Annotated in this window: 17 protein-coding genes and 2 pseudogenes; 14 read left to right on the top strand and 5 right to left on the bottom strand. The window is 63.3% G+C overall.

The window, feature by feature from the left end; all coding sequences use genetic code 11:
* Positions 1-10: 10 nt before the first annotated feature.
* The 8 genes from pqqC (at position 11) to ACQ86E_RS07285 (ending at position 8,864) form a co-directional block, all read left to right on the top strand.
* Positions 11-766 (top strand): pyrroloquinoline-quinone synthase PqqC, encoded by a 756-nt coding sequence (gene pqqC / locus ACQ86E_RS07250; protein WP_431204830.1) that lies wholly within the window; start codon positions 11-13, stop codon positions 764-766.
* Between the two features lie 12 nt (positions 767-778).
* Positions 779-1,090 carry a pyrroloquinoline quinone biosynthesis peptide chaperone PqqD gene (gene pqqD, locus ACQ86E_RS07255; RefSeq protein ID WP_431204831.1) on the top strand — a complete coding sequence of 104 codons (312 nt, stop codon included), beginning with the start codon at positions 779-781 and terminating at the stop codon, positions 1,088-1,090.
* The gene (gene pqqE, locus ACQ86E_RS07260; protein WP_431204832.1) at positions 1,087-2,280 is read left to right on the top strand and encodes a pyrroloquinoline quinone biosynthesis protein PqqE; all 1,194 of its coding nucleotides are present in this window, start codon (positions 1,087-1,089) and stop codon (positions 2,278-2,280) included. Before pqqD ends, pqqE begins: the two co-directional genes overlap by 4 nt.
* Positions 2,270-3,256, top strand: coding sequence for a prolyl aminopeptidase (pip, locus tag ACQ86E_RS07265; RefSeq protein ID WP_431204833.1), 987 nt, complete (start codon positions 2,270-2,272; stop codon positions 3,254-3,256). The genes pqqE and pip overlap by 11 nt, the downstream gene beginning before the upstream one ends.
* Positions 3,257-3,281: 25 nt before the next feature.
* The gene (locus ACQ86E_RS07270) at positions 3,282-3,959 is read left to right on the top strand and encodes a hypothetical protein (RefSeq protein WP_431204834.1); all 678 of its coding nucleotides are present in this window, start codon (positions 3,282-3,284) and stop codon (positions 3,957-3,959) included.
* 236 nt (positions 3,960-4,195) lie between these two features.
* Positions 4,196-5,995 (top strand): FAD-dependent oxidoreductase, encoded by a 1,800-nt coding sequence (locus tag ACQ86E_RS07275; protein WP_431204835.1) that lies wholly within the window; start codon positions 4,196-4,198, stop codon positions 5,993-5,995.
* Complete coding sequence (locus ACQ86E_RS07280; protein WP_431204836.1) at positions 5,965-7,812, top strand: 2-oxoacid:acceptor oxidoreductase subunit alpha; 1,848 nt, start codon at positions 5,965-5,967, stop codon at positions 7,810-7,812. The genes ACQ86E_RS07275 and ACQ86E_RS07280 overlap by 31 nt, the downstream gene beginning before the upstream one ends.
* On the top strand, positions 7,809-8,864 hold the full coding sequence (locus tag ACQ86E_RS07285; protein WP_431204837.1) for a 2-oxoacid:ferredoxin oxidoreductase subunit beta: 1,056 nt from the start codon (positions 7,809-7,811) through the stop codon (positions 8,862-8,864). Before ACQ86E_RS07280 ends, ACQ86E_RS07285 begins: the two co-directional genes overlap by 4 nt.
* A gap of 18 nt (positions 8,865-8,882) precedes the next feature.
* Here the strand turns inward: ACQ86E_RS07285 and ACQ86E_RS07290 are convergent, their stop codons facing one another.
* On the bottom strand, positions 8,883-9,467 hold the full coding sequence (locus ACQ86E_RS07290; RefSeq protein WP_431204838.1) for an STM3941 family protein: 585 nt from the start codon (positions 9,465-9,467) through the stop codon (positions 8,883-8,885).
* Positions 9,468-9,670: 203 nt separating this feature from the next.
* Here ACQ86E_RS07290 and ACQ86E_RS07295 point away from each other — a divergent pair, with 203 nt between their 5' ends.
* The 6 genes from ACQ86E_RS07295 to ACQ86E_RS07320 all read left to right on the top strand — a co-directional run bounded on the left by ACQ86E_RS07295 (position 9,671) and on the right by ACQ86E_RS07320 (position 12,324).
* A complete protein-coding gene (locus ACQ86E_RS07295; RefSeq protein ID WP_431204839.1) occupies positions 9,671-10,291 on the top strand; it encodes a hypothetical protein in 621 nt (206 codons plus the stop codon).
* A 40-nt stretch (positions 10,292-10,331) separates the two neighbouring features.
* The gene (locus ACQ86E_RS07300; RefSeq protein WP_431204840.1) at positions 10,332-10,781 is read left to right on the top strand and encodes a DsrE family protein; all 450 of its coding nucleotides are present in this window, start codon (positions 10,332-10,334) and stop codon (positions 10,779-10,781) included.
* Between the two features lie 89 nt (positions 10,782-10,870).
* Complete coding sequence (locus ACQ86E_RS07305) at positions 10,871-11,194, top strand: ArsR/SmtB family transcription factor (protein ID WP_354086168.1); 324 nt, start codon at positions 10,871-10,873, stop codon at positions 11,192-11,194.
* On the top strand, positions 11,191-11,622 hold the full coding sequence (locus ACQ86E_RS07310) for an SRPBCC family protein (protein ID WP_431204841.1): 432 nt from the start codon (positions 11,191-11,193) through the stop codon (positions 11,620-11,622). Before ACQ86E_RS07305 ends, ACQ86E_RS07310 begins: the two co-directional genes overlap by 4 nt.
* A gap of 43 nt (positions 11,623-11,665) precedes the next feature.
* On the top strand, positions 11,666-11,872 hold the full coding sequence (locus tag ACQ86E_RS07315) for a hypothetical protein (RefSeq protein ID WP_431204842.1): 207 nt from the start codon (positions 11,666-11,668) through the stop codon (positions 11,870-11,872).
* An 11-nt stretch (positions 11,873-11,883) separates the two neighbouring features.
* The gene (locus tag ACQ86E_RS07320; protein WP_431204843.1) at positions 11,884-12,324 is read left to right on the top strand and encodes a DUF1801 domain-containing protein; all 441 of its coding nucleotides are present in this window, start codon (positions 11,884-11,886) and stop codon (positions 12,322-12,324) included.
* Between the two features lie 221 nt (positions 12,325-12,545).
* On the opposite strand, the pseudogene ACQ86E_RS07325 reads toward ACQ86E_RS07320, so the two are convergent.
* From ACQ86E_RS07325 to ACQ86E_RS07340, 4 genes and pseudogenes are all read right to left on the bottom strand, one after another.
* Positions 12,546-14,082, bottom strand: a pseudogene (locus tag ACQ86E_RS07325) (SpoVR family protein).
* A complete protein-coding gene (locus ACQ86E_RS07330; protein WP_431206418.1) occupies positions 14,079-15,356 on the bottom strand; it encodes a YeaH/YhbH family protein in 1,278 nt (425 codons plus the stop codon). Before ACQ86E_RS07330 ends, ACQ86E_RS07325 begins: the two are co-directional and overlap by 4 nt.
* Positions 15,357-15,377: 21 nt before the next feature.
* Positions 15,378-17,322 (bottom strand): annotated as a pseudogene (locus ACQ86E_RS07335) (PrkA family serine protein kinase).
* A 305-nt stretch (positions 17,323-17,627) separates the two neighbouring features.
* Positions 17,628-18,308, bottom strand: coding sequence for an STM3941 family protein (locus ACQ86E_RS07340; RefSeq protein WP_431204844.1), 681 nt, complete (start codon positions 18,306-18,308; stop codon positions 17,628-17,630).
* Between the last annotated feature and the right edge of the window lie 3 nt (positions 18,309-18,311).

Consider the following 18,311-nt stretch of genomic DNA (forward strand, 5'->3'; position numbering starts at 1 on the left):
AATGACTGGAATGACTGCACTCTCTGTTGGCAAGGACATCAGGCTCAATTCGGCCGAGGAGCTGGAGGCGGCGCTGCGCCACATCGGCGCGACGCGCTATCACAGCCTGCACCCGTTTCATAAGCTGCTGCACGGCGGCAAGCTGAACAAGGGCCAGGTGCAGGCCTGGGCTCTGAACCGCTACTATTACCAGAGCACGATCCCGATCAAGGACGCGGTGGTGATCTCGCGCTTCCGCGACCGCGCCACGCGCGTCGAATGGCGGCACCGCATCGAGGACCACGACGGCGATGTCGGCAGCGAGGGCGGCATCGAGCGCTGGCTCAAGCTGACCGACGGCCTCGGGCTCGACACGGCCTACGTGGAATCCACCGAGGGCATCCTGCCGGCGACGCGCTTCGCGGTCGAAGCCTATGTCCATTATTGCCGCGAGAAATCGCCGCTGGAGGCGATCGCCTCGTCGCTGACCGAATTGTTCGCACCGAACCTGCACGAAGAGCGCATCGCCGGCATGCTGGAGCACTACGACTTCGTCAACCCTGACATCATGAGCTACTTCAAGCGTCGCCTGACCCAGGCGCCGCGCGACGCCAATTTCGCGCTCGACTATGTCAAGGCGCATGCCACGACGCCGGAGCAGCGCGCGCTGGTGTGCAATGCGCTGATCTTCAAGACCAACGTGCTGTGGGTGCAGCTCGACGCGCTCCAGCACGCCTATGTCGAGGGCCACATTCCGCCGGGCGCGTTCGTGCCCAAAGCCAGCTGAGGGACGAGGGCGATGGCCGGGCCGCGGAACATCAGCGTCAGCGAGGCAAGCCGCCCCGTGCTGCCGCGGCACGCCAAGCTGAAATATGACGAGACGCGCAAGGTCTGGGTGATCCTGGCGCCGGAACGCGTGCTGGCGCCTGACGACATCGCGGTCGAGGTCTTGCAGCTCTGCAACGGCGAGCGCAGTGTCGGCGACGTCTCCGATCAGCTGGCGGCGAAATACGCCGCGCCGCGCGAGGCGATCCTCGCCGACGTCATCGTCATGCTGCAGGATCTCGCCGACAAGGGTTTTCTCACCGAGATCAGGGAGAAGACATCATGAGCGATGTGCTCCCGACCATCCCGCCCGACGCCAGCGACAGCCTCGCGGTGCTGGAGAAGGGCCGCTCGACGGCGGAGACGTTCGGCATTCCGCTCGCGGTGCTGCTCGAGATCACGCACCGCTGCCCGCTGCAGTGCCCCTATTGCTCCAACCCGGTCGAGCTCGACCGCTCGGGCAAGGAGCTGACCACGGACGAATGGAAGAAGGTGCTGAGCGAGCTTGCCGAGATTGGCGTGCTGCAGGTGCATTTCTCCGGCGGCGAGCCGACGGCGCGCAAGGATCTCGTCGAGCTGGTCAAGCATGCCAGCGACGTCGGGCTTTACACCAATCTGATCACCTCGGCCGTGCTGCTGACGCGGGAGCGGCTCAGCGAGTTGGCGGATGCCGGGCTCTGCCACGTGCAGATCAGTTTTCAGGGCGTTGAAGAGGGGCTGGCCGATCGCGTCGGCGGTTATAGGGGTGGACACCTTAAAAAGCTCGAGGTCGCAAAATGGACTCGCGAGCTCGACCTGCCGCTCACCGTGAATGCGGTGATGCACCGGCAGAATTTGCACCAGCTCCCCGACATCATCCAGATGTCGGTCGATCTCGACGCCGACCGGCTCGAGGTCGCCAACGTGCAATATTACGGCTGGGCGCTGAAGAACCGCGCGGCGCTGATGCCGACGGTGGCGCAGCTCGACGAGTGCACCCGCATCGTCGAGGCCGCGCGCGAGCGGCTGAAGGGCACGCTTGCGATCGACTATGTCGTGCCTGACTACTACGCGCTGCGGCCGAAGAAGTGCATGGGCGGCTGGGGCCGGCAGTTCTTCAACATCTCGCCGGCCGGCAAGGTGCTGCCGTGCCATGCGGCCGAGAGCATCACCGGGCTCGACTTCGAGTCGGTGCGCTCGAACCATTCGATCGCGTGGATCTGGCAGAACTCGGAAGCCTTCAACCGCTATCGCGGCACCGGCTGGATGAAGGAGCCGTGCAAGTCCTGCGAATTCCGCGAGATCGATTTCGGCGGCTGCCGCTGCCAGGCCTTTGCGCTGACGGGCGATGCCGCCAACACCGATCCCGCCTGCGCGCTGTCGCCTCTGCACGAGACCATCTTCAAGCAGGCGGAAGCCGAGGCCGAGGGCGAGACCAGCCGCTTCCTCTACCGCAATTTTGCCGGCGGCACCTTAGAGGCAGGCGATGATGCCTGACGCCGACGCAGGCACAGCCGCCAAACGTACCGATCCCTTTGCGCCGCTGACCTCCGAGATGCTCGATGTCGGCGATGACCACGAGCTCTATGTCGAGAGCGTCGGCCGCCCCGACGGTATCGCGGCAATCTATCTGCATGGCGGCCCCGGCAGCGGCTGCCAGCCCGATCATCGCCGGCTGTTCGATCCCGAGCGCATGCATGCCGTGCTGTTCGACCAGCGCGGCTGCGGCCGCAGCCGACCCAGGGGATCGCGCGCGCACAACACCACGGCGCATCTGATCGCCGACATGGAAAAGATCCGCGAAAAGTTCGGTATCTCACGCTGGATGGTGGTCGGCGGCTCCTGGGGCGCGACGCTGGCGCTGGCTTATGCAGAAGCGCATCCCGAGCGCGTCTCCGGCATTGCGCTGCGCGCGACGTTCCTCGGCACGCGAGCGGAGGTCGAGACCGCGTTCACCTCGCGCCTGTCGCAATTCTATCCGGCACTCCATGAGGATTTCCTCAGCGTGTTGCCGCCGGAAGAGCGCGAGCGGCCGGTGGACTCCTATTATCGCCGCATCCTCGATGCCGATCCGACCGTGCACGGTCCGGCGTCGCGCGCCTGGCACGATACCGAACGTGCCCTGTCCGAGCACAAGCCGGCCAAGACGCGAATCGATCTGGCCTCGCTGAACGTCTGGCGTACGCTGCCGGCGACGCCGTTCATGGAGGCGCATTATTTCGTCCACGACAGCTTCATGAGCGAGAACCAGCTGTTGCGGAACGCAGATAGGCTCGCCGGCATTCCCGGCATCATCGTGCAGGGCCGCTACGACCTGTTGTGCCCGCCTGAGACATCACAGGCGCTCGCAAAAGCCTGGCCGAGTTCCGAGGTCAGGATCGTGGAAGCAGCCGGACATTCACTCTATGATGCCGGCGTGCGGGACGCGGTCATGAAGTCGATCGCGGACCTCGCCTCGAAGGCCGCGCGCTGAGGCGCGAAACAAGGACAACAACAAAATGCCGCTCGCCGGGAAAGGCATGCTGCTGACGTCGATGAATATCGACGCAGCCAATGAGCCCGATTTCAACCGCTGGTACGATCGCGAGCATCTGGAAGAGCGCGTCGCGATCGAGGGATTCCTCGAGGCGCGGCGCTATGTCGCGCACGCGGCCGATCCCAAATATCTCTCGCTGTATTCGACCGCGACGCTCGACGTGCTCGACAGCCCGGCCTATCGGGCGCGGCTCGCCAACCAGACCGAATGGTCACGGCGGACCATGGCGCATTTCAAGAACATGCTGCGCGTGGTCGCGCGCATCACCGTCAGCAACGGCACCGGCCGCGGCGCCGCGCTCGGCCTGGTGCGGCTGCGGCCGACAGCGGACAACGCAGGGGCATGGCGTGATGCACTGCAAGAAAAGCTGGCGCCCGAGACGCACGTGGGCATCATCTCGATGCATCTGCTCGAGAGCGAGCCGGAATTATCCGGCGCAACGGCGGATATTCCGGCGACGCGCAACGAAGGCGCACGCGACTGGTTCGTGCTGATCGACGGCACGCATGTCGGCGCAGTCTCTGCCGTCATCGCCGAACGCTTCACCGGCCCTGCTGCAGCGCCCTTCCCGCTTCCCATCTCCGTCGGCACCTACAGCCTGATGTGGGATCTCGCGAAGAGCGATATCGCGCACGGATAGCGCATCCATCCGCAGCGCAACATATTGCACCGCACGCATGTCGCGCGCGGCGTTAATGCTGTGCGCGCGCAGCTCCCATGAAAGGCTGTGATCGCGAAAATTTGCCGTTGTACTTCGGAACTGTTCTAATAAGCTAACCCAATGACGTCATTCAGAAACCAGATCAACGCGCGTTAGCGTTCGCCAAGCTCAAGAAAAGGCCGCGGGGTCCTTGAGCCTGCGCGGACAGGGTAGGAATGAAACCGACCGATATTGCGGCCCCCGACTACTTTCACAAAGTGGTCGATTGCCAATGGGCCTGTCCAGCGCACACACCCGTTCCCGAATACATCCGACTGATCGCGCAAGGCCGCTACAGCGACGCCTACATGATCAATTGGAAATCGAACGTCTTTCCAGGAATTCTGGGACGCACTTGCGATCGTCCCTGCGAGCCGGCGTGCCGCCGCGGACGCGTCGAGGAGACGCCGGTCGCGATCTGCCGACTCAAGCGTGTCGCCGCTGACTTCAAGGACGACATCAAGCATCGCCTGCCGCGGCCCGCAGCGAAGAATGGCAAGCGCGTCGCGTTCGTCGGCGGTGGCCCGGCCTCGCTGACGGTGGCGCGCGATCTCGCGCCGCTCGGCTATCACTGCACGGTGTTCGACGGCGATCCGGAAGCCGGCGGCATGATGCGCACCCAGATCCCGAAATTCCGCCTGCCCAATTCCGTCATCGACGAGGAGACGGGCTATATCCTGGGTCTCGGCGTCGAGTTCAAAGGCGGTCACCGCATCGAGAGCATGAAGGCTCTGCTGGCGGAGAAGTATGACGCAATCTTCGTCGGCTCCGGCGCCCCGCGCGGACGCGAACTCGACATTCCCGGCCGGAAAGAGGCGGCCGGCAACATCCACATCGGCATCGACTGGCTGTCATCGGTCTCGTTCGGCCACACCGACAAGATCGGCAAGCGCGTCATCGTGCTCGGCGGCGGCAACACCGCGATGGATTGCTGCCGCACCGCGCGCAGGCTCGGCGGCGAAGACGTCAAGGTCATCGTGCGATCCGGCTTCGAGGAGATGAAGGCCTCGCCGTGGGAGAAGGAAGACGCACTCCACGAGGACATTCCGATCCTCAATTTCCTCGTCCCCGTCGCCTTCGTCCACGACAATGGCAAGCTGACCGGCATCACCTTCCAGAAGGTGAAGGCCGAATACGATGCCAAGGGCCGCCGCAATCTCGTTCCCTCGGGGGAGCCGGACCAGACCATCGCATGCGACGACGTGCTGGTCGCGGTCGGCCAGGAGAACGCCTTCCCCTGGATCGAGCAGGATTGCGGCATCGAGTTCGACAAATGGCACATGCCCAAGGTCGATCCGAAAACCTTCGTCTCGACCAATCCAAAGGTCTTCTTCGGCGGCGACGCCGCATTCGGCCCGAAGAACATCATCTGGGCGGTGGCGCAGGGCCATGACGCCGCGCTGTCGATCCACAAGCTGCTCTCGGGAGAGGACATCACGGAGCGGCCGCTGCCGGAGGTGCACATCTCCTCGCAGAAGATGGGCATCCACGAATGGAGCTATGACAACGACATCTCCAACGACAAGCGCTTCAAGGTGCCGCATCGCGACAAGGTGATCGCGCTGAAGGACATCCGCACCGAGGTCGAGCTCGGCTACGACGTCAAGCTCGCGCTCGGGGAGGCCGAGCGCTGCCTGAACTGCGACGTCCAGACCGTATTCTCGACCTCGCTCTGCATCGAGTGCGACGCCTGCGTCGACATCTGCCCGATGGATTGCATTACCTTCACGCAAAATGGCGAGGAAGCCGATCTGCGCCAGCACCTGAAGGCGCCGTCGCTGCATCCGGACCAGGACCTTTACGTCTCCAGCGACCTCAAGACAGGGCGCGTCATGGTCAAGGACGAGGATGTCTGCCTGCATTGCGGGCTGTGCGCCGAGCGTTGTCCCACCGGAGCCTGGGACATGCAGAAATATCTCATCGAAATGACTCACGCAGGTTCGACATGTCCGACAAAAAGCCGCTCAGCAGCGTAAACGACTTCGTCGTCCGTTTCGCCAACGTCAACGGCTCGGGCTCGGCCAGCGCCAACGAGATGTTCGCGCGCGCGATCCTGCGCCATGGCGTACCAGTAAGCCCGCGCAACATATTCCCCTCCAACATCCAGGGTCTGCCGACCTGGTACGAGGTGCGGGTGACGGAGGACGGTCATCTCGGCGCCCGCGGCGGTGTCGACATGATGGTGGCAATGAACCCGCAGACCTGGGACAAGGACGTCGCCGGCATCGAGCCCGGCGGCTACCTGTTCTACGATTCCACCAAGCCGATGCCGTCGACCAAATTTCGCGACGACATCACCGTGATCGGTGTTCCGCTGACCGCGATCACCAACTCGACCTACACCGATCCGCGCCAGCGCCAGCTGTTCAAGAACATCATTTATCTCGGCGCGCTCAGCGCGCTGCTCGACATGGACCCGAAGCTGATCGAGCAGCTGATCGGCGAGCAGTACAAGGGCAAGGAGAAGCTGCTCTCCTCCAACGTTCACGCGCTGCATCTTGGCCGCGACTGGGCGCTGCAGAACCTGAAATGTCCGCTCGGCTTGCGGATCAAGAAGTCCGACAAGGTCGGCGACCGCATCTTCATCGAGGGCAACAGCGCCGCCGCGCTCGGCGCCGTCTATGGCGGCGCCACGGTGTGCGCCTGGTATCCGATCACGCCGTCCTCGTCAGTGGCGGAGGCTTTCACCGCCCATTGCAAGAAATTCCGGCACGACCCTGAAACGGGCAAGGCGAAATACGCGATCGTGCAAGGCGAGGACGAGCTGGCTTCCATCGGTATCGTCATCGGCGCCTCCTGGAACGGCGCGCGCGCGTTCACCGCGACCTCCGGCCCCGGCATCTCGCTGATGACGGAGTTCATCGGCCTGTCGTACTTCGCCGAGATCCCCGCCGTGATCATGAACATCCAGCGCGCCGGCCCCTCCACGGGCATGCCGACCCGGACCCAGCAATGCGACATCATCGCCTGCGCCTATGCCTCGCACGGCGACACCAAGCATGTGCTGCTGTTCCCGGAAGATCCGGCCGAAGCGTTCGAGTTCGCGGCGGCCGCCTTCGATCTGGCCGAACGGCTGCAGACCACGATCTTCCTGATGCTCGACCTCGACATCGGCATGAACCACCGGCTCAGCCGTCCGTTGAAGTGGGACGATTCCAAGCAGTATGACCGCGGCAAGGTGATGACCGCGGAGATGCTGGACCAGGGCCGCGACTTCGGCCGCTACCTCGACGTCGACGGCGACGGCATCCCCTACCGCACCTATCCCGGCACGCATCCGACCAAGGGCTCGTACTTCACCCGCGGCACGTCGCGTGATCGCTATGCGCGCTACTCCGAGGAAGGCTCGGTCTATGCCGACAACATGCAGCGTCTCGTGCGTAAGTTCGAGACCGCGCAGGATCTCGTGCCACGGCCGCTGCAAGCCAACGCGGAACGGCCGACCAAATATGGCGTGATCTATTTCGGCTCGACCTCCCCCGCGATGGACGAGGCGATCGGACTGCTGGAGGCGCGCGGACATCAGCTCGACCGCCTGCGCATCCGTGCCTTCCCGTTCCACTCCAGCGTGGCGAGCTTCCTCGCCGAGCATGACTTCGTCTATGTCGTCGAGCAGAACCGCGACAGCCAGTTGCGTCAGCTGATCGTCAACGAGAACGGCATCGATCCGGTGCGGCTCGTGCCGATCGTGCATTACGACGGTACCCCCATCACCGCCCGCTACATCGCAAAAGCCATTGGCGACCATCAGGATCACCTCAAGGTGACTCCGCTCCGCAAGGCCGTGTCATGACCTACATCGCAAAGCCGAAATTCCATCATCCGGGCCTCAAGAAGAACGAGCTCGGCTACACCCACCGCGACTACGAGGGCAAGATCTCGACGCTGTGCGCCGGCTGCGGCCACGATTCGATCACGGCCTCGATCATCGAGGCCTGCTACGAGCTGTCGATCGAGCCGCACCGGGTGGCGAAGATCTCCGGCATCGGCTGCTCGTCGAAGACGCCGGACTACTTCCTCGGCAACTCGCACGGCTTCAACACCGTACACGGCCGCATGCCCAGCGTGCTGACCGGCGCCAACCTCGCCAACCGCGATTTGATCTATCTCGGCGTTTCCGGCGACGGCGATTCCGCCTCGATCGGCTTCGGCCAGTTCGCGCACTCGATCCGGCGCGGCGTCAACATGACCTATATCGTCGAGAACAACGGCGTCTACGGCCTGACAAAGGGCCAGTTCTCGGCGACCGCCGACCGCGGCTCGAAGTCCAAGAAGGGCGTCACCAACACCGACAACGCCATCGACCTCGTCGCGATCGCGCTGCAGCTCGGGGCCACCTTCGTCGCTCGCTCGTTCTCCGGCGACAAGACCCAGCTGGTACCGTTGATCGCAGCCGCGATCGGCCACAAGGGCGCGTCCTTCATCGACGTCATCAGCCCCTGCATCGCCTTCAACAACCACGCCGGTTCGACCAAGAGTTTCGATTATGTCCGCGAGCACAACGACGCCGTGAACCGGCTCGACGTGCTGGTCGGCCGCGATCCGATCGCGGTCGACTATGCGCCGGGCACGGTGCAGGTGGTCGAGCAGCATGACGGCAGCAAGATCGCGCTGCGCAAGATCGACGCGGACTACGATCCGCACGACCGGCTGGGGGCCCAGACCTTCCTCGCGAGGCACGCCGCGAAAGGCCAGATCGTCACCGGCCTGCTCTACGTCGATCCCGACGCGGACGATTTGCACACGCATCTCAACACGGTCGAGACGCCGCTCAACACACTGGAAGCGGACATGCTGTGCCCGGGTTCGGCGGCGCTGGACAAGTTCAACGCCAGCCTGCGCTGAGGCGTCGGCTGGTGTGTCCTAGCTGACAGGCTCGGGCTGCTCGGCCTCAGGCTCCGGTACAGCATCGTCGTCGAAATGGGCGGGTCGTCCGGCGCCCCAATATTGCTTGCAGGTCTCGAGCAATGTCCCGAGGTCCATGGTCAGGCCGCCGGCATTGACGACCACGCCGTCAGTGCCAAGCGCCTTGCTCATCAAGACGCGCGTCAGGAATCCTCCGGCGAATCGCTTGGCGACAAGGGGATCGACCTTGAGCACCACACACTTCTGCGCGCGCTGGTCCCAGATCTGTATCTTCCGCACGGCGCTCCAGGCGATGGTCTCGTCGGCGAGCCTGGTGTCGCGAATGCCGACACGGCTGATGAAGACCACCGGCGCCCTGGCGGTGGCCAGCCTCCAGAGCATCCTGCAGGTGGCAAGGCCGAAAAACACCGCGCCGATATAGCAGGCAGCGAGCTCGAACGTGGTGGCGCCCTTGCCTTCCTGCCAGGTGAAGGCGAGCCCGCCACAGAGCAGCGTCAGCAGCAGGCAGGCGCCGAAAATCACCAGCAGCCGTCCCCGGGAATAGCCAATCGTGACGTTGGGCAAGTTCTGACTTACGGACATGTTCGACCGCCACCAGTCTTTTGCAACAACCTGGGGTTTAAGAGCGCCCCTCCTTCTCAGGTCTTAATACTGGAACCTTGCGCGGGGCTTCCCGTAGGCGTGCGAAGCATTCAAACGTGAACGCAGGGAGACCGGCCTGCGACGAACTGCCTAGTCGGTCCCCCGCCGTCCCGAGGCGGGCCGTTCACGCGTCCGGTACGATCATGAAATTTGCCCTTATCCTTCCGCTTGTCCTTGCCGCCTGCGTCGGCGCCGCCCGGGCCGAAGACGGCGACGACATCCGCACTGCGGGCCAGGCCGAGGCGGACAGCTTCAACACGCGAATGTATGCGGGAGCGCCCGGCAGCAAGGCCTATGCCTGCTTCGTGCGCCGCTACGATACCGAGCACCTGGCACGGCATCCAAAGCAGAAAGTTGCCGCCATGAAACTGCTGGTCTCGGCCGAACGCGACACGGAGGACAAGCAGCTCCACAATTCCTTCCGGCTCGGCTTCAGATATCGCCATCGCTCCGGCGATTTCGACTCCAGCGGCTCGTGCAGCCATGTCGTGTTTACCAAGGACGGCAACGAGGTTCGCCTCGGCTGCGGCGTCGACTGCGAGGGCGGCGGCATCGGCGTCGCACTTTCGAAGGACGACAAATCGGCGATCGTGCGGCTCGAGCGGGTCAGGGTCTGGCAGAACAACAAGCCGGATGACGAAGCCGAGCAATCGCTGGTCGCCGGCGCCGACGACGGGATTTTCCGCCTCGACCGCACCGGCATCGGCGAGTGTGCCTCGCTGGTAACCGACCGCGAGGAACTCGCCGCGCTCCGCCATAAATGATATGTCTCCGGCGAAGTCGGGCTCAATCGAGGAGATCGCCATGAACCGCCGGAACATGCTGTGGAGCGCTGTGTCTGCCTTCGGCGCGGCGTTCGGTGTCTCGCGTGCCCAGGCCGCAACGGAAGCCGGCGCGGGCAATAAGCTCAGGGTGGTCTATCACCTCAGCGACGCCGAGAAGGTCAATTTCGTGCTCGGTAACATCCAGAACCACATCGACGGCGTCGGCGGGCCCGACCATGTGACGCTCGCGCTGGTGATCCATGGCCCCGCGCTGAAGGCATTTCACGCGGCGCAGGCCAACCCCGATATCAGCAAGCGCGTCGTCGATTTCTCCGGAGACGGCGTCGAGCTCGCCGCCTGCGGCAACACGATGAAGGCGCAGAACGTCACGTTGACGGATTTGTTGCCCGGCTTCGTCAGCGCGGAGAAAGGCGGCGTGGTCCGTTTGGCCGAGCTGCAGTCGCAGGGGTATCTGTATCTGCGGCCGTGAGGGTTTGCCGAAGGCATCGCGCATCACTTGACTTACCCATAACTCAACGGTTATGAATTGATCCATAACTGAATGGTTATGGATTCCATATGTCCGCCGCTCCCGACCTTCTGTTCCGGACGCTCGCCGACCCGACCCGGCGGGCGATCTTCGAGCGGCTTTGCCGCGAGGGAGAGCAGACGGTCGGGGCGCTGACAGCGCGATCGGGCGTTTCCCAGCCGGCGGTGTCGAAGCATCTCGGCGCGCTGAAGCAGGCCGGCCTCGTCCGCGACCGCCACGAGGGACGGCAAACCCACTACAGCGCGCAGCCCGGTGCGCTCAATCCGCTGATCGACTGGACCAGCCAGATGGCCGGGTTCTGGCAGAACCGGCTCGATGCGCTCGACGATCTCCTGAAGAGGATGGACCAATGACAGAAGCCGCAGCCGAGATGCGCTCCGTGGTGATCGAGCGCGAATTCGCCGTCCCGGCGGAGCGGATCTGGCGCGCGCTGACGCAGCCGCATCTGATCGAGGAATGGCTGATGAAGAACGACTTCAAGCCCTCAGTCGGTCATCGCTTCAACCTTCGCGGCGAATGGGGCGGCGTGCTGGACTGCGAGGTGCTCGCCGTCGAGCCGCAGCGCATGCTCGCCTACACCTGGAACTTCTCGCATGCGGACGCGGCCTTCGATCTGAAGAGCGTGGTAACCTTCACGCTCACCCCGACGGGCGCGGGCACTCACTTGCGCGTCGAGCAAGCGGGCTTCAGCCCGACACAGAAGCAGGCCTATGGCGGCGCGCATGCCGGCTGGAAGAAATTTCTCGCCAAGCTGGACGAGCTGCTGGCGCGGGCCGAGTAGCTCGACCGGCGTTTATTGCAATTATTTCTCAGAGGAGGTCCCGATGCGTTCGAACATGTGGATGCGACAGATCCATCGCTGGCTGTCGATGGCTTTCACGCTCGCCGTCATCGCCAACATCGTCGCCATGATTGTGCAGATCCAGGCTCCATGGATCGGCTTCCTGGCGCTCGTTCCATTGATCCCGCTGCTGATCACCGGGCTTTATCTGTTCGCGCTGCCCCATCTCGGCCGCCGCAGCAACGCGTGAACGGGGCGATCATGAAAAAAGCTGCCACGGCAAGGACACGTACGGCGACGAAGGCTGGCAGTGCATCGCCCGCCAAGATGATCGACGGCAGGATCAAGGAGCTCGGCGACTGGCGCGGAGAAATGCTGACGCGCATTCGCGACCTGATCAAGCAGGCCGATCCTGATGTCGTCGAGGAATGGAAATGGCGCGGCGTTCCCGTGTGGGAGCACGACGGCATCATCTGCACCGGCGAGACCTACAAGGCCGTGGTGAAGATGACGTTTGCCAAAGGCGCCGCACTGGATGACCCGTCCGGCCTGTTCAATTCCAGCCTCGACGGAAATGTGCGGCGCGCGATCGATTTTCACGAGGGTGCGAAGATCAATGAGAAGGCGTTGAAGGCGCTGATCCGTGCGGCGGTGGAGCTGAATGGGTCCAAGAAGAGGTCTGCGAAGAGGCAGCCAACTTAGAACATTTTGGTCGCCCAGGTCGCCGCGGGCTGGCCTTAACCTCTCCCGCTTGCGGGAGAGGTCGGCGCGTCCCGGGCGATGCGAAGCATCGTCCCGCGGCTCTCTCCTCTGGGGGACTCTTTCTGCGGAGACCCCCTCTCCCCAACCCTCCCCCGCAAGCGGGGAGGGAGCGCACTGCCCTCGGGGGAATTTCATCGCGCTTCCAGGAGCTGCCGGCGGACTCACGCCGCCGCGGTGATCGGGCGCGGGCTTACGACATATTCGCGCAGGACCTTGTCGTTGGCGTCGACCTCGATCAGCGAGACGTCGTAGGTCCAGAGATCGGCGAGGTGCTGGAGCACCCGCTTGGCGTCGGTCTCGTTGAGCTGCGCGCCCTTGATGACGTGGTGGTGCAGGATCAGCCGGCGGTCGCCGGAGAGATCGACGTCGACCACCTCGATGTTGGCGTCGATGTAGCCGACATCGTGCTGCCGCGCCAGCTCACGCCGCACGCGGCGGAAGCCGCGCTCGTCGTGGATCGCATCGACCCGGATGCCGGCACGCTCCTCGGGATCGTCGTGCAGATGGAACATGCGGAGCTGCCGCATCAGCTTCGGGCTCAGGAACTGGGCGATGAAGCTCTCGTCGCGGTAATTGGCCCAGACGTCGCGCAGCACGCCCATCACGTCGTTCTTGCCGGCGATGTCGGGGAACCATTCGCGGTCCTCGGCTTCAGGGCTGGTCACGATGCGCTCGATGTCCTGCATCATGGCGAAGCCGAGCGCATAGGGATTGAAGCCGGAAAAGCGCCGATCATCGAATTCGGGCTGGAACACCACGTTGGTGTGCGATTGCAGGAACTCGAGGAAATTGCCGTCGGTGATGCGGCCCGTCTGGTGCAGCTTGGTCATGATGCGGTAGTGGACGTAGGTCGCGGTGCCCTCGTTCATCACCTTGGTCTGGCTCTGCGGATAGAAATATTGCGCGATGTGGCGGACGATGCGCAGCAGCTCGCGCTGCCAGGGAGCCAGCCGCGGCGCGCTCTTCTCCAGGAAATAGAGCAGGTTTTCCTGCGGCAGGCCGAGCAGCTTGCGGCGGCGGCTCGAGGCTGAGCGTGGACTTGCTCTTGGCGGCGCCCTTGGGGACCGTGCGCCAGAGATCGTTGAAGACCTCCTCCTCGTGCTGACGGCGGCGCCCCGCCCGCTTCTCTTCGGCGCGCAGATCGAGCTTCTTCTTGCCGGGATAGCGGTCGATGCCGTGCGACATCAGCGCATGCGCGGCGTCCAGCGTACGCTCGACCTCGGTGCGGCCGTAGCGCTCCTCGCATTGCATGACGTAGGTCTTGGCGAAATCGAGATAGTCCAGGATGCCGTCGGCGTCGGTCCACTGCTTGAACAGATAATTGTTCTTGAAGAAGTGGTTGTGGCCGAAGGCGGCGTGCGCGATCACCAGCGTCTGCATCGTCGCCGTGTTCTCCTCCATCAGATAGGAGATGCAGGGCGAGGAGTTGATCACGATCTCATAGGCGAGGCCCATCAGGCCCTTGCGGTAGGAGGCCTCGTGATAGGCGAACTGCTTGCCGAAGGACCAGTGCTTGTAGAACAGCGGCATGCCGACCGAGGAGTAGGCATCCAGCATCTGCTCGGCGGTGATGACCTCGATCTGGTTCGGATAGACGTCGAGCCCGAGATCGTTCTTCGCCACCTCCTCGCAGGCATCGGTGATGCGCTGCAAGGTGTGAAAATCCCAATCCGCGCCTTCGAACAATCTTTCCGTCATGGAGCAGCTTTCTCCTGTACCGTTTCGCGGCGCTGGAACAGATCGTGGAACACCGGGAAGATCTCGCTGCGCTCGCTGACCTTGCGCATCGAGAGCGGTGCGCCGCTGTTGCGCAAGCGCTCGTAGAGGGTCCAGAGCGAGGAGTCGGAGAGATCGAAGGCGCTGCCGCCTGATTCCCCGACCTCGAGATAGGCAAAGAACTGGCAGACCGGCAGGATCTTGTCGGTCAGCAGCATGCCGGTGAGCTCGCCGTCGGAATAGGAATTGTCGCCGTCGGAGGCCTGCGCGGCGTAGATGTTCCAGTCCGCCGGGCTGAAGCGCTCGCGCACGATCTCGTGCATCGCCTGCAGCGCGCTGGAGACCAGCGTGCCACCCGAGGCCGGGCCGTAGAAGAAGGTCTGCTCGTCCACCTCCTCGGCACGGTCGGTGTGGCGGATGAAAACGATCTCGACATGCTTGTAGCGGCGCTTCAGGAACACGTAGAGCAGCATGTAGAACCGCTTGGCGAGATCCTTCATGTGCTCGGACATCGAGCCCGAGACGTCCATCAGGCAGAACATCACGGCCTGTGCGACGGGCTTGGGCACTGTCTCGAAGCGGCGATAGCGGATGTCGATCGGGTCGATGAACGGAATGCGCTTCGACTTCGCCTTCAGCTTTTCGATCTGGGCGAGCATTAGCAACCGTTCGTCCTCGTCCGTGCAAGCGGCGATTGCCGCTTCCAGCTCCTCGATCTCGTCCTTGCTGGGACGCTTGAGCGCGATACGACGCGCCATCGCGCGCCGCACGGTCCGGCTCACCGAGATGTTGGAGGGCGAGCCCGACGTGGTGTAGCCGGCGCGCTGGATACCTTCGCTCTCGGTCTGCGCGATCTTGCGTTTGGCCAGATCCGGCAACTCGAGATCGTCGAGGAAGAGATCGACGAACTCGTCGCGGCTGAGCACGAAGCGGAAGGCGTCCTCGCTGTCGCCTTCGCCGGGACCGGAATCCTTGGCACTGCCCTGGCCGGAGCGCTGGAGATAGTCGCCCTCGACGAACTTCTTGTTGCCCGGCAGCACCATATCGCGCGTCCCGCCTTCACGGCGGAACCGCGGCTCATGCATGCCGTCGAGCGGGATCGTGACCTCACCACCCTCCAGGACATCCTTGATGTCGCGTTCCTGCGAGGTCTTCTTGACGGCGCCCTGCACCAGGGATTTGGCCCGACGCAAGAACCGCTGGCGGTTCTCGAGACTCTTGCCGCCTGGATTCAGGCGCCTGTCAATGATGTGAATGGCCACTGATTCCCATCCGCCTCAACCGGCTTGCTTCACGCGCATGTACCATTCGACCAGCCGGCGAACCTGACGCTCGGTGTAGCCGCGCTCCACCATGCGCGCCACGAACTCGCCGTGCTTCTTCTCCGTCTCGCCGTCCTTCTTCGACCCGAACGAGATGACCGGAAGCAGGTCCTCGACCTGGGAGAATATCCGCTTTTCGATCACATCGCGAGATCTTCTCGTAGGAGGTCCAGGTCGGATTCTTGCCGCCGTTCTGGGCGCGCGACCGTAACGAGAATTTGACCACCTCGTTGCGGAAGTCCTTGGGGTTGGCGATGCCCGCCGGCTTCTCGATTTTCGTCAGTTCCTGGTTCAAGAGTTCGCGATCCAGCAACTGGCCGGTGTCGGGATCCTTGAAGTCCTGGTCCTCGATCCAGGCATCGGCGTAGTCGACGTAGCGGTCGAACAGGTTCTGGCCGTAATCCGAGTAGGATTCGAGATAGGCCTTCTGGATCTCGTGACCGATGAACTCGGCATAACGCGGGGCCAGATCCGCCTTGATGAATTCGAGGTAGCGCTTCTCGACTTCCTCGGGCAGCTGCTCGCGCTTGATCGACTGCTCCAGCGCGTACATCAGATGCACGGCGTCGGCGGCGACTTCCTGCGGATCGTGGTTGAAGGTCGCAGCCAGGATCTTGAAGGCAAAGCGGGTGGAGACGCCGTCCATGCCCTCGTCGACGCCGGCGGCATCGCGATATTCCTGGACGCTGCGCGCCTTCGGATCGGATTCCTTCAGGCTCTCGCCGTCGTAAACCCGCATCTTGGCATAGGTCGTGGAATTCTCGTGCTTGCGCAGCCGCGACATCACCGAGAACCGTGCCAGCGTCTCCAGCGTCGAGGGCGCGCATGGCGCGGCCGCGAGCTCGGAGCCCTGGATCAGCTTCTCGTAGATCTTCTGCTCTTCCGTGATCCGCAGGCAGTAAGGCACCTTGATCACGCAGATGCGGTCGATGAAGGCCTCGTTGTTCTTGTTCGACTTGAAGCTCGCCCACTCGGCTTCGTTGGAATGCGCGAGGATGACGCCGGTGAACGGGATCGCGCCGATATTCTCGGTGCCGATGTAGTTGCCTTCCTGCGTCGCCGTGAGCAGCGGATGCAGCATCTTGATCGGCGCCTTGAACATTTCGACGAACTCGAGCACGCCCTGGTTGGCGCGGTTGAGGCCGCCGGAATAGCTGTAGGCGTCGGGATCGTTCTGGGCGTAGGTCTCGAGCTTGCGGATGTCGACCTTGCCGACCAGCGAGGAGATGTCCTGGTTGTTCTCGTCACCGGGCTCGGTCTTGGCGATGCCGATCTGGCGCAGCCGCGACGGCTGGATTTTTGCGACTCTGAACTGGGAAATGTCGCCGCCGAAAGCCTCGAGCCGCTTGTAGCACCACGGGCTCATCAGGCCGGTGAGGCGCCGGCGCGGAATGCCGTATTTCTCTTCCAGCATCGGGCCAAGCTGATCGGGATCGAACAGGCTGAGCGGACTCTCGAACACGGGCGAAAGCTCGTCGCCGGCTTTCAGCACGTAGATCGGATGCACTTCCATCAGCGACTTCAGCCGCTCGGCGAGCGAGGATTTGCCGCCACCGACCGGACCGAGCAGATAGAAGAATCTGCTTGCGCTCCTCCAAGCCCTGCGCCGCGTGACGGAAGAACCCGACGATGCGCTCGATGGTTTCTTCCATGCCGTAGAAGCCGGCGAAGGCCGGATAGGTGCGGATCGTGCGGTTCAAAAAATACGGCCAAGGCGTGGGTCCTTGGCCGTGTCAATCGTTTGGGGCTCACCGATCGCCGCTAGTAATCGCTCGGCCGCATTGGCGTATTTCATGGGATCGCTTCGACACGATTCCAGATATTCCGCCATCGACATGTCGTGCTGGCTTCTCGCCTCGAACGACCGAGCGAAAGCGTTGAACAAAGAATCGTTGTACATGATCCCTCTCCGCGTGAGTTCCGCTACACAACTGAACTAAAGCAGCGACGACTGGACCGTTCCGTAGCGCCACTCTCGAATCAGCGTGAGCACATGACGATCATTGGACACCCGGGTGCCAACTCCACGCAACGCACAACGTAGGCACTCGTTGAGTTACGAACAGGCACATGCCTGTTATTTGTGCGAATCTGCGTCTATCATCGCTCATTTCCAAGAAATGTCACTCGCTCGCAACATCCGGGCATTACCGGGGGACGAGTCCATCCGGCACTGCAGCATAGAGCAGTCCGCGCGCGGCAACCTTATGTCGCTTGTACGGCGAAGGCGCGAATGCCGCGTTCATCTTCCTGCTGCAATGCGGTGCGCTGGTGATTGGCAGCATGACAATCGCGACAGGCCCTCAACAATGTGTCAAAATCGGTCGCCAACCCATCCAGGCGGATGACGATACGATCGTTGTGCGCGCGGCGAGCCGAGGTGCGGATGGTGCAGAGCTGCCGCAGCAAGGCCGGCGTCGGCGTCAGCACGATCATCTTGTGCCCGCGGCATTCGTCAGCCGAAATCTCGACGATCGAGTCCCACAGCAGAAATTCATTGCCGATGCGGAGGTCGCGGATGCCGTAGGGGGTGACGATCACCACCGGCCCCCGTTCGCCCGGCAGCATCCAGATCAGCCGGCAGGTCATCAGACCGAACACAACGACGCCGGCATAGCCGACCGTCGTGTCGTAGCCGCCGAGGCTGTCCCACCAGTCAAAGGCAAGGGTTGCACTGAGCAGTGTCATGGCGAAACCCACCGCGACCAGCAGCCGAAGCTGGGTCGTACATGGACTGATTTCGAGATCGTGGAACGCATCGATGCAAACGGCCGATGCGACCGCTTGCGGGCAATCGGCGACGACGAGTGCCAAGCCATCGCGACGTGCGTTCATAGGATGTGAGTGTATACGATCTGCGTGCATGCCTTCCCCCAGCATGGCCATTCG

Source organism: Bradyrhizobium betae (assembly GCF_050632175.1).
Classification (GTDB): Bacteria; Pseudomonadota; Alphaproteobacteria; order Rhizobiales; family Xanthobacteraceae; genus Bradyrhizobium; species Bradyrhizobium betae_B.

What these genes read in the sequence shown, in the direction of transcription:
- pqqC (WP_431204830.1), top strand. Translation starts at nt 11, where the DNA reads ATGACTGCACTCTCTGTTGGCAAGGACATCAGGCTCAATTCGGCCGAG.
- pqqD (WP_431204831.1), top strand. Translation starts at nt 779, where the DNA reads ATGGCCGGGCCGCGGAACATCAGCGTCAGCGAGGCAAGCCGCCCCGTG.
- pqqE (WP_431204832.1), top strand. Translation starts at nt 1,087, where the DNA reads ATGAGCGATGTGCTCCCGACCATCCCGCCCGACGCCAGCGACAGCCTC.
- pip (WP_431204833.1), top strand. Translation starts at nt 2,270, where the DNA reads ATGATGCCTGACGCCGACGCAGGCACAGCCGCCAAACGTACCGATCCC.
- ACQ86E_RS07270 (WP_431204834.1), top strand. Translation starts at nt 3,282, where the DNA reads ATGCCGCTCGCCGGGAAAGGCATGCTGCTGACGTCGATGAATATCGAC.
- ACQ86E_RS07275 (WP_431204835.1), top strand. Translation starts at nt 4,196, where the DNA reads ATGAAACCGACCGATATTGCGGCCCCCGACTACTTTCACAAAGTGGTC.
- ACQ86E_RS07280 (WP_431204836.1), top strand. Translation starts at nt 5,965, where the DNA reads ATGTCCGACAAAAAGCCGCTCAGCAGCGTAAACGACTTCGTCGTCCGT.
- ACQ86E_RS07285 (WP_431204837.1), top strand. Translation starts at nt 7,809, where the DNA reads ATGACCTACATCGCAAAGCCGAAATTCCATCATCCGGGCCTCAAGAAG.
- ACQ86E_RS07290 (WP_431204838.1), bottom strand. Translation starts at nt 9,467, where the DNA reads ATGTCCGTAAGTCAGAACTTGCCCAACGTCACGATTGGCTATTCCCGG.
- ACQ86E_RS07295 (WP_431204839.1), top strand. Translation starts at nt 9,671, where the DNA reads ATGAAATTTGCCCTTATCCTTCCGCTTGTCCTTGCCGCCTGCGTCGGC.
- ACQ86E_RS07300 (WP_431204840.1), top strand. Translation starts at nt 10,332, where the DNA reads ATGAACCGCCGGAACATGCTGTGGAGCGCTGTGTCTGCCTTCGGCGCG.
- ACQ86E_RS07305 (WP_354086168.1), top strand. Translation starts at nt 10,871, where the DNA reads ATGTCCGCCGCTCCCGACCTTCTGTTCCGGACGCTCGCCGACCCGACC.
- ACQ86E_RS07310 (WP_431204841.1), top strand. Translation starts at nt 11,191, where the DNA reads ATGACAGAAGCCGCAGCCGAGATGCGCTCCGTGGTGATCGAGCGCGAA.
- ACQ86E_RS07315 (WP_431204842.1), top strand. Translation starts at nt 11,666, where the DNA reads ATGCGTTCGAACATGTGGATGCGACAGATCCATCGCTGGCTGTCGATG.
- ACQ86E_RS07320 (WP_431204843.1), top strand. Translation starts at nt 11,884, where the DNA reads ATGAAAAAAGCTGCCACGGCAAGGACACGTACGGCGACGAAGGCTGGC.
- ACQ86E_RS07340 (WP_431204844.1), bottom strand. Translation starts at nt 18,308, where the DNA reads ATGGCCATGCTGGGGGAAGGCATGCACGCAGATCGTATACACTCACAT.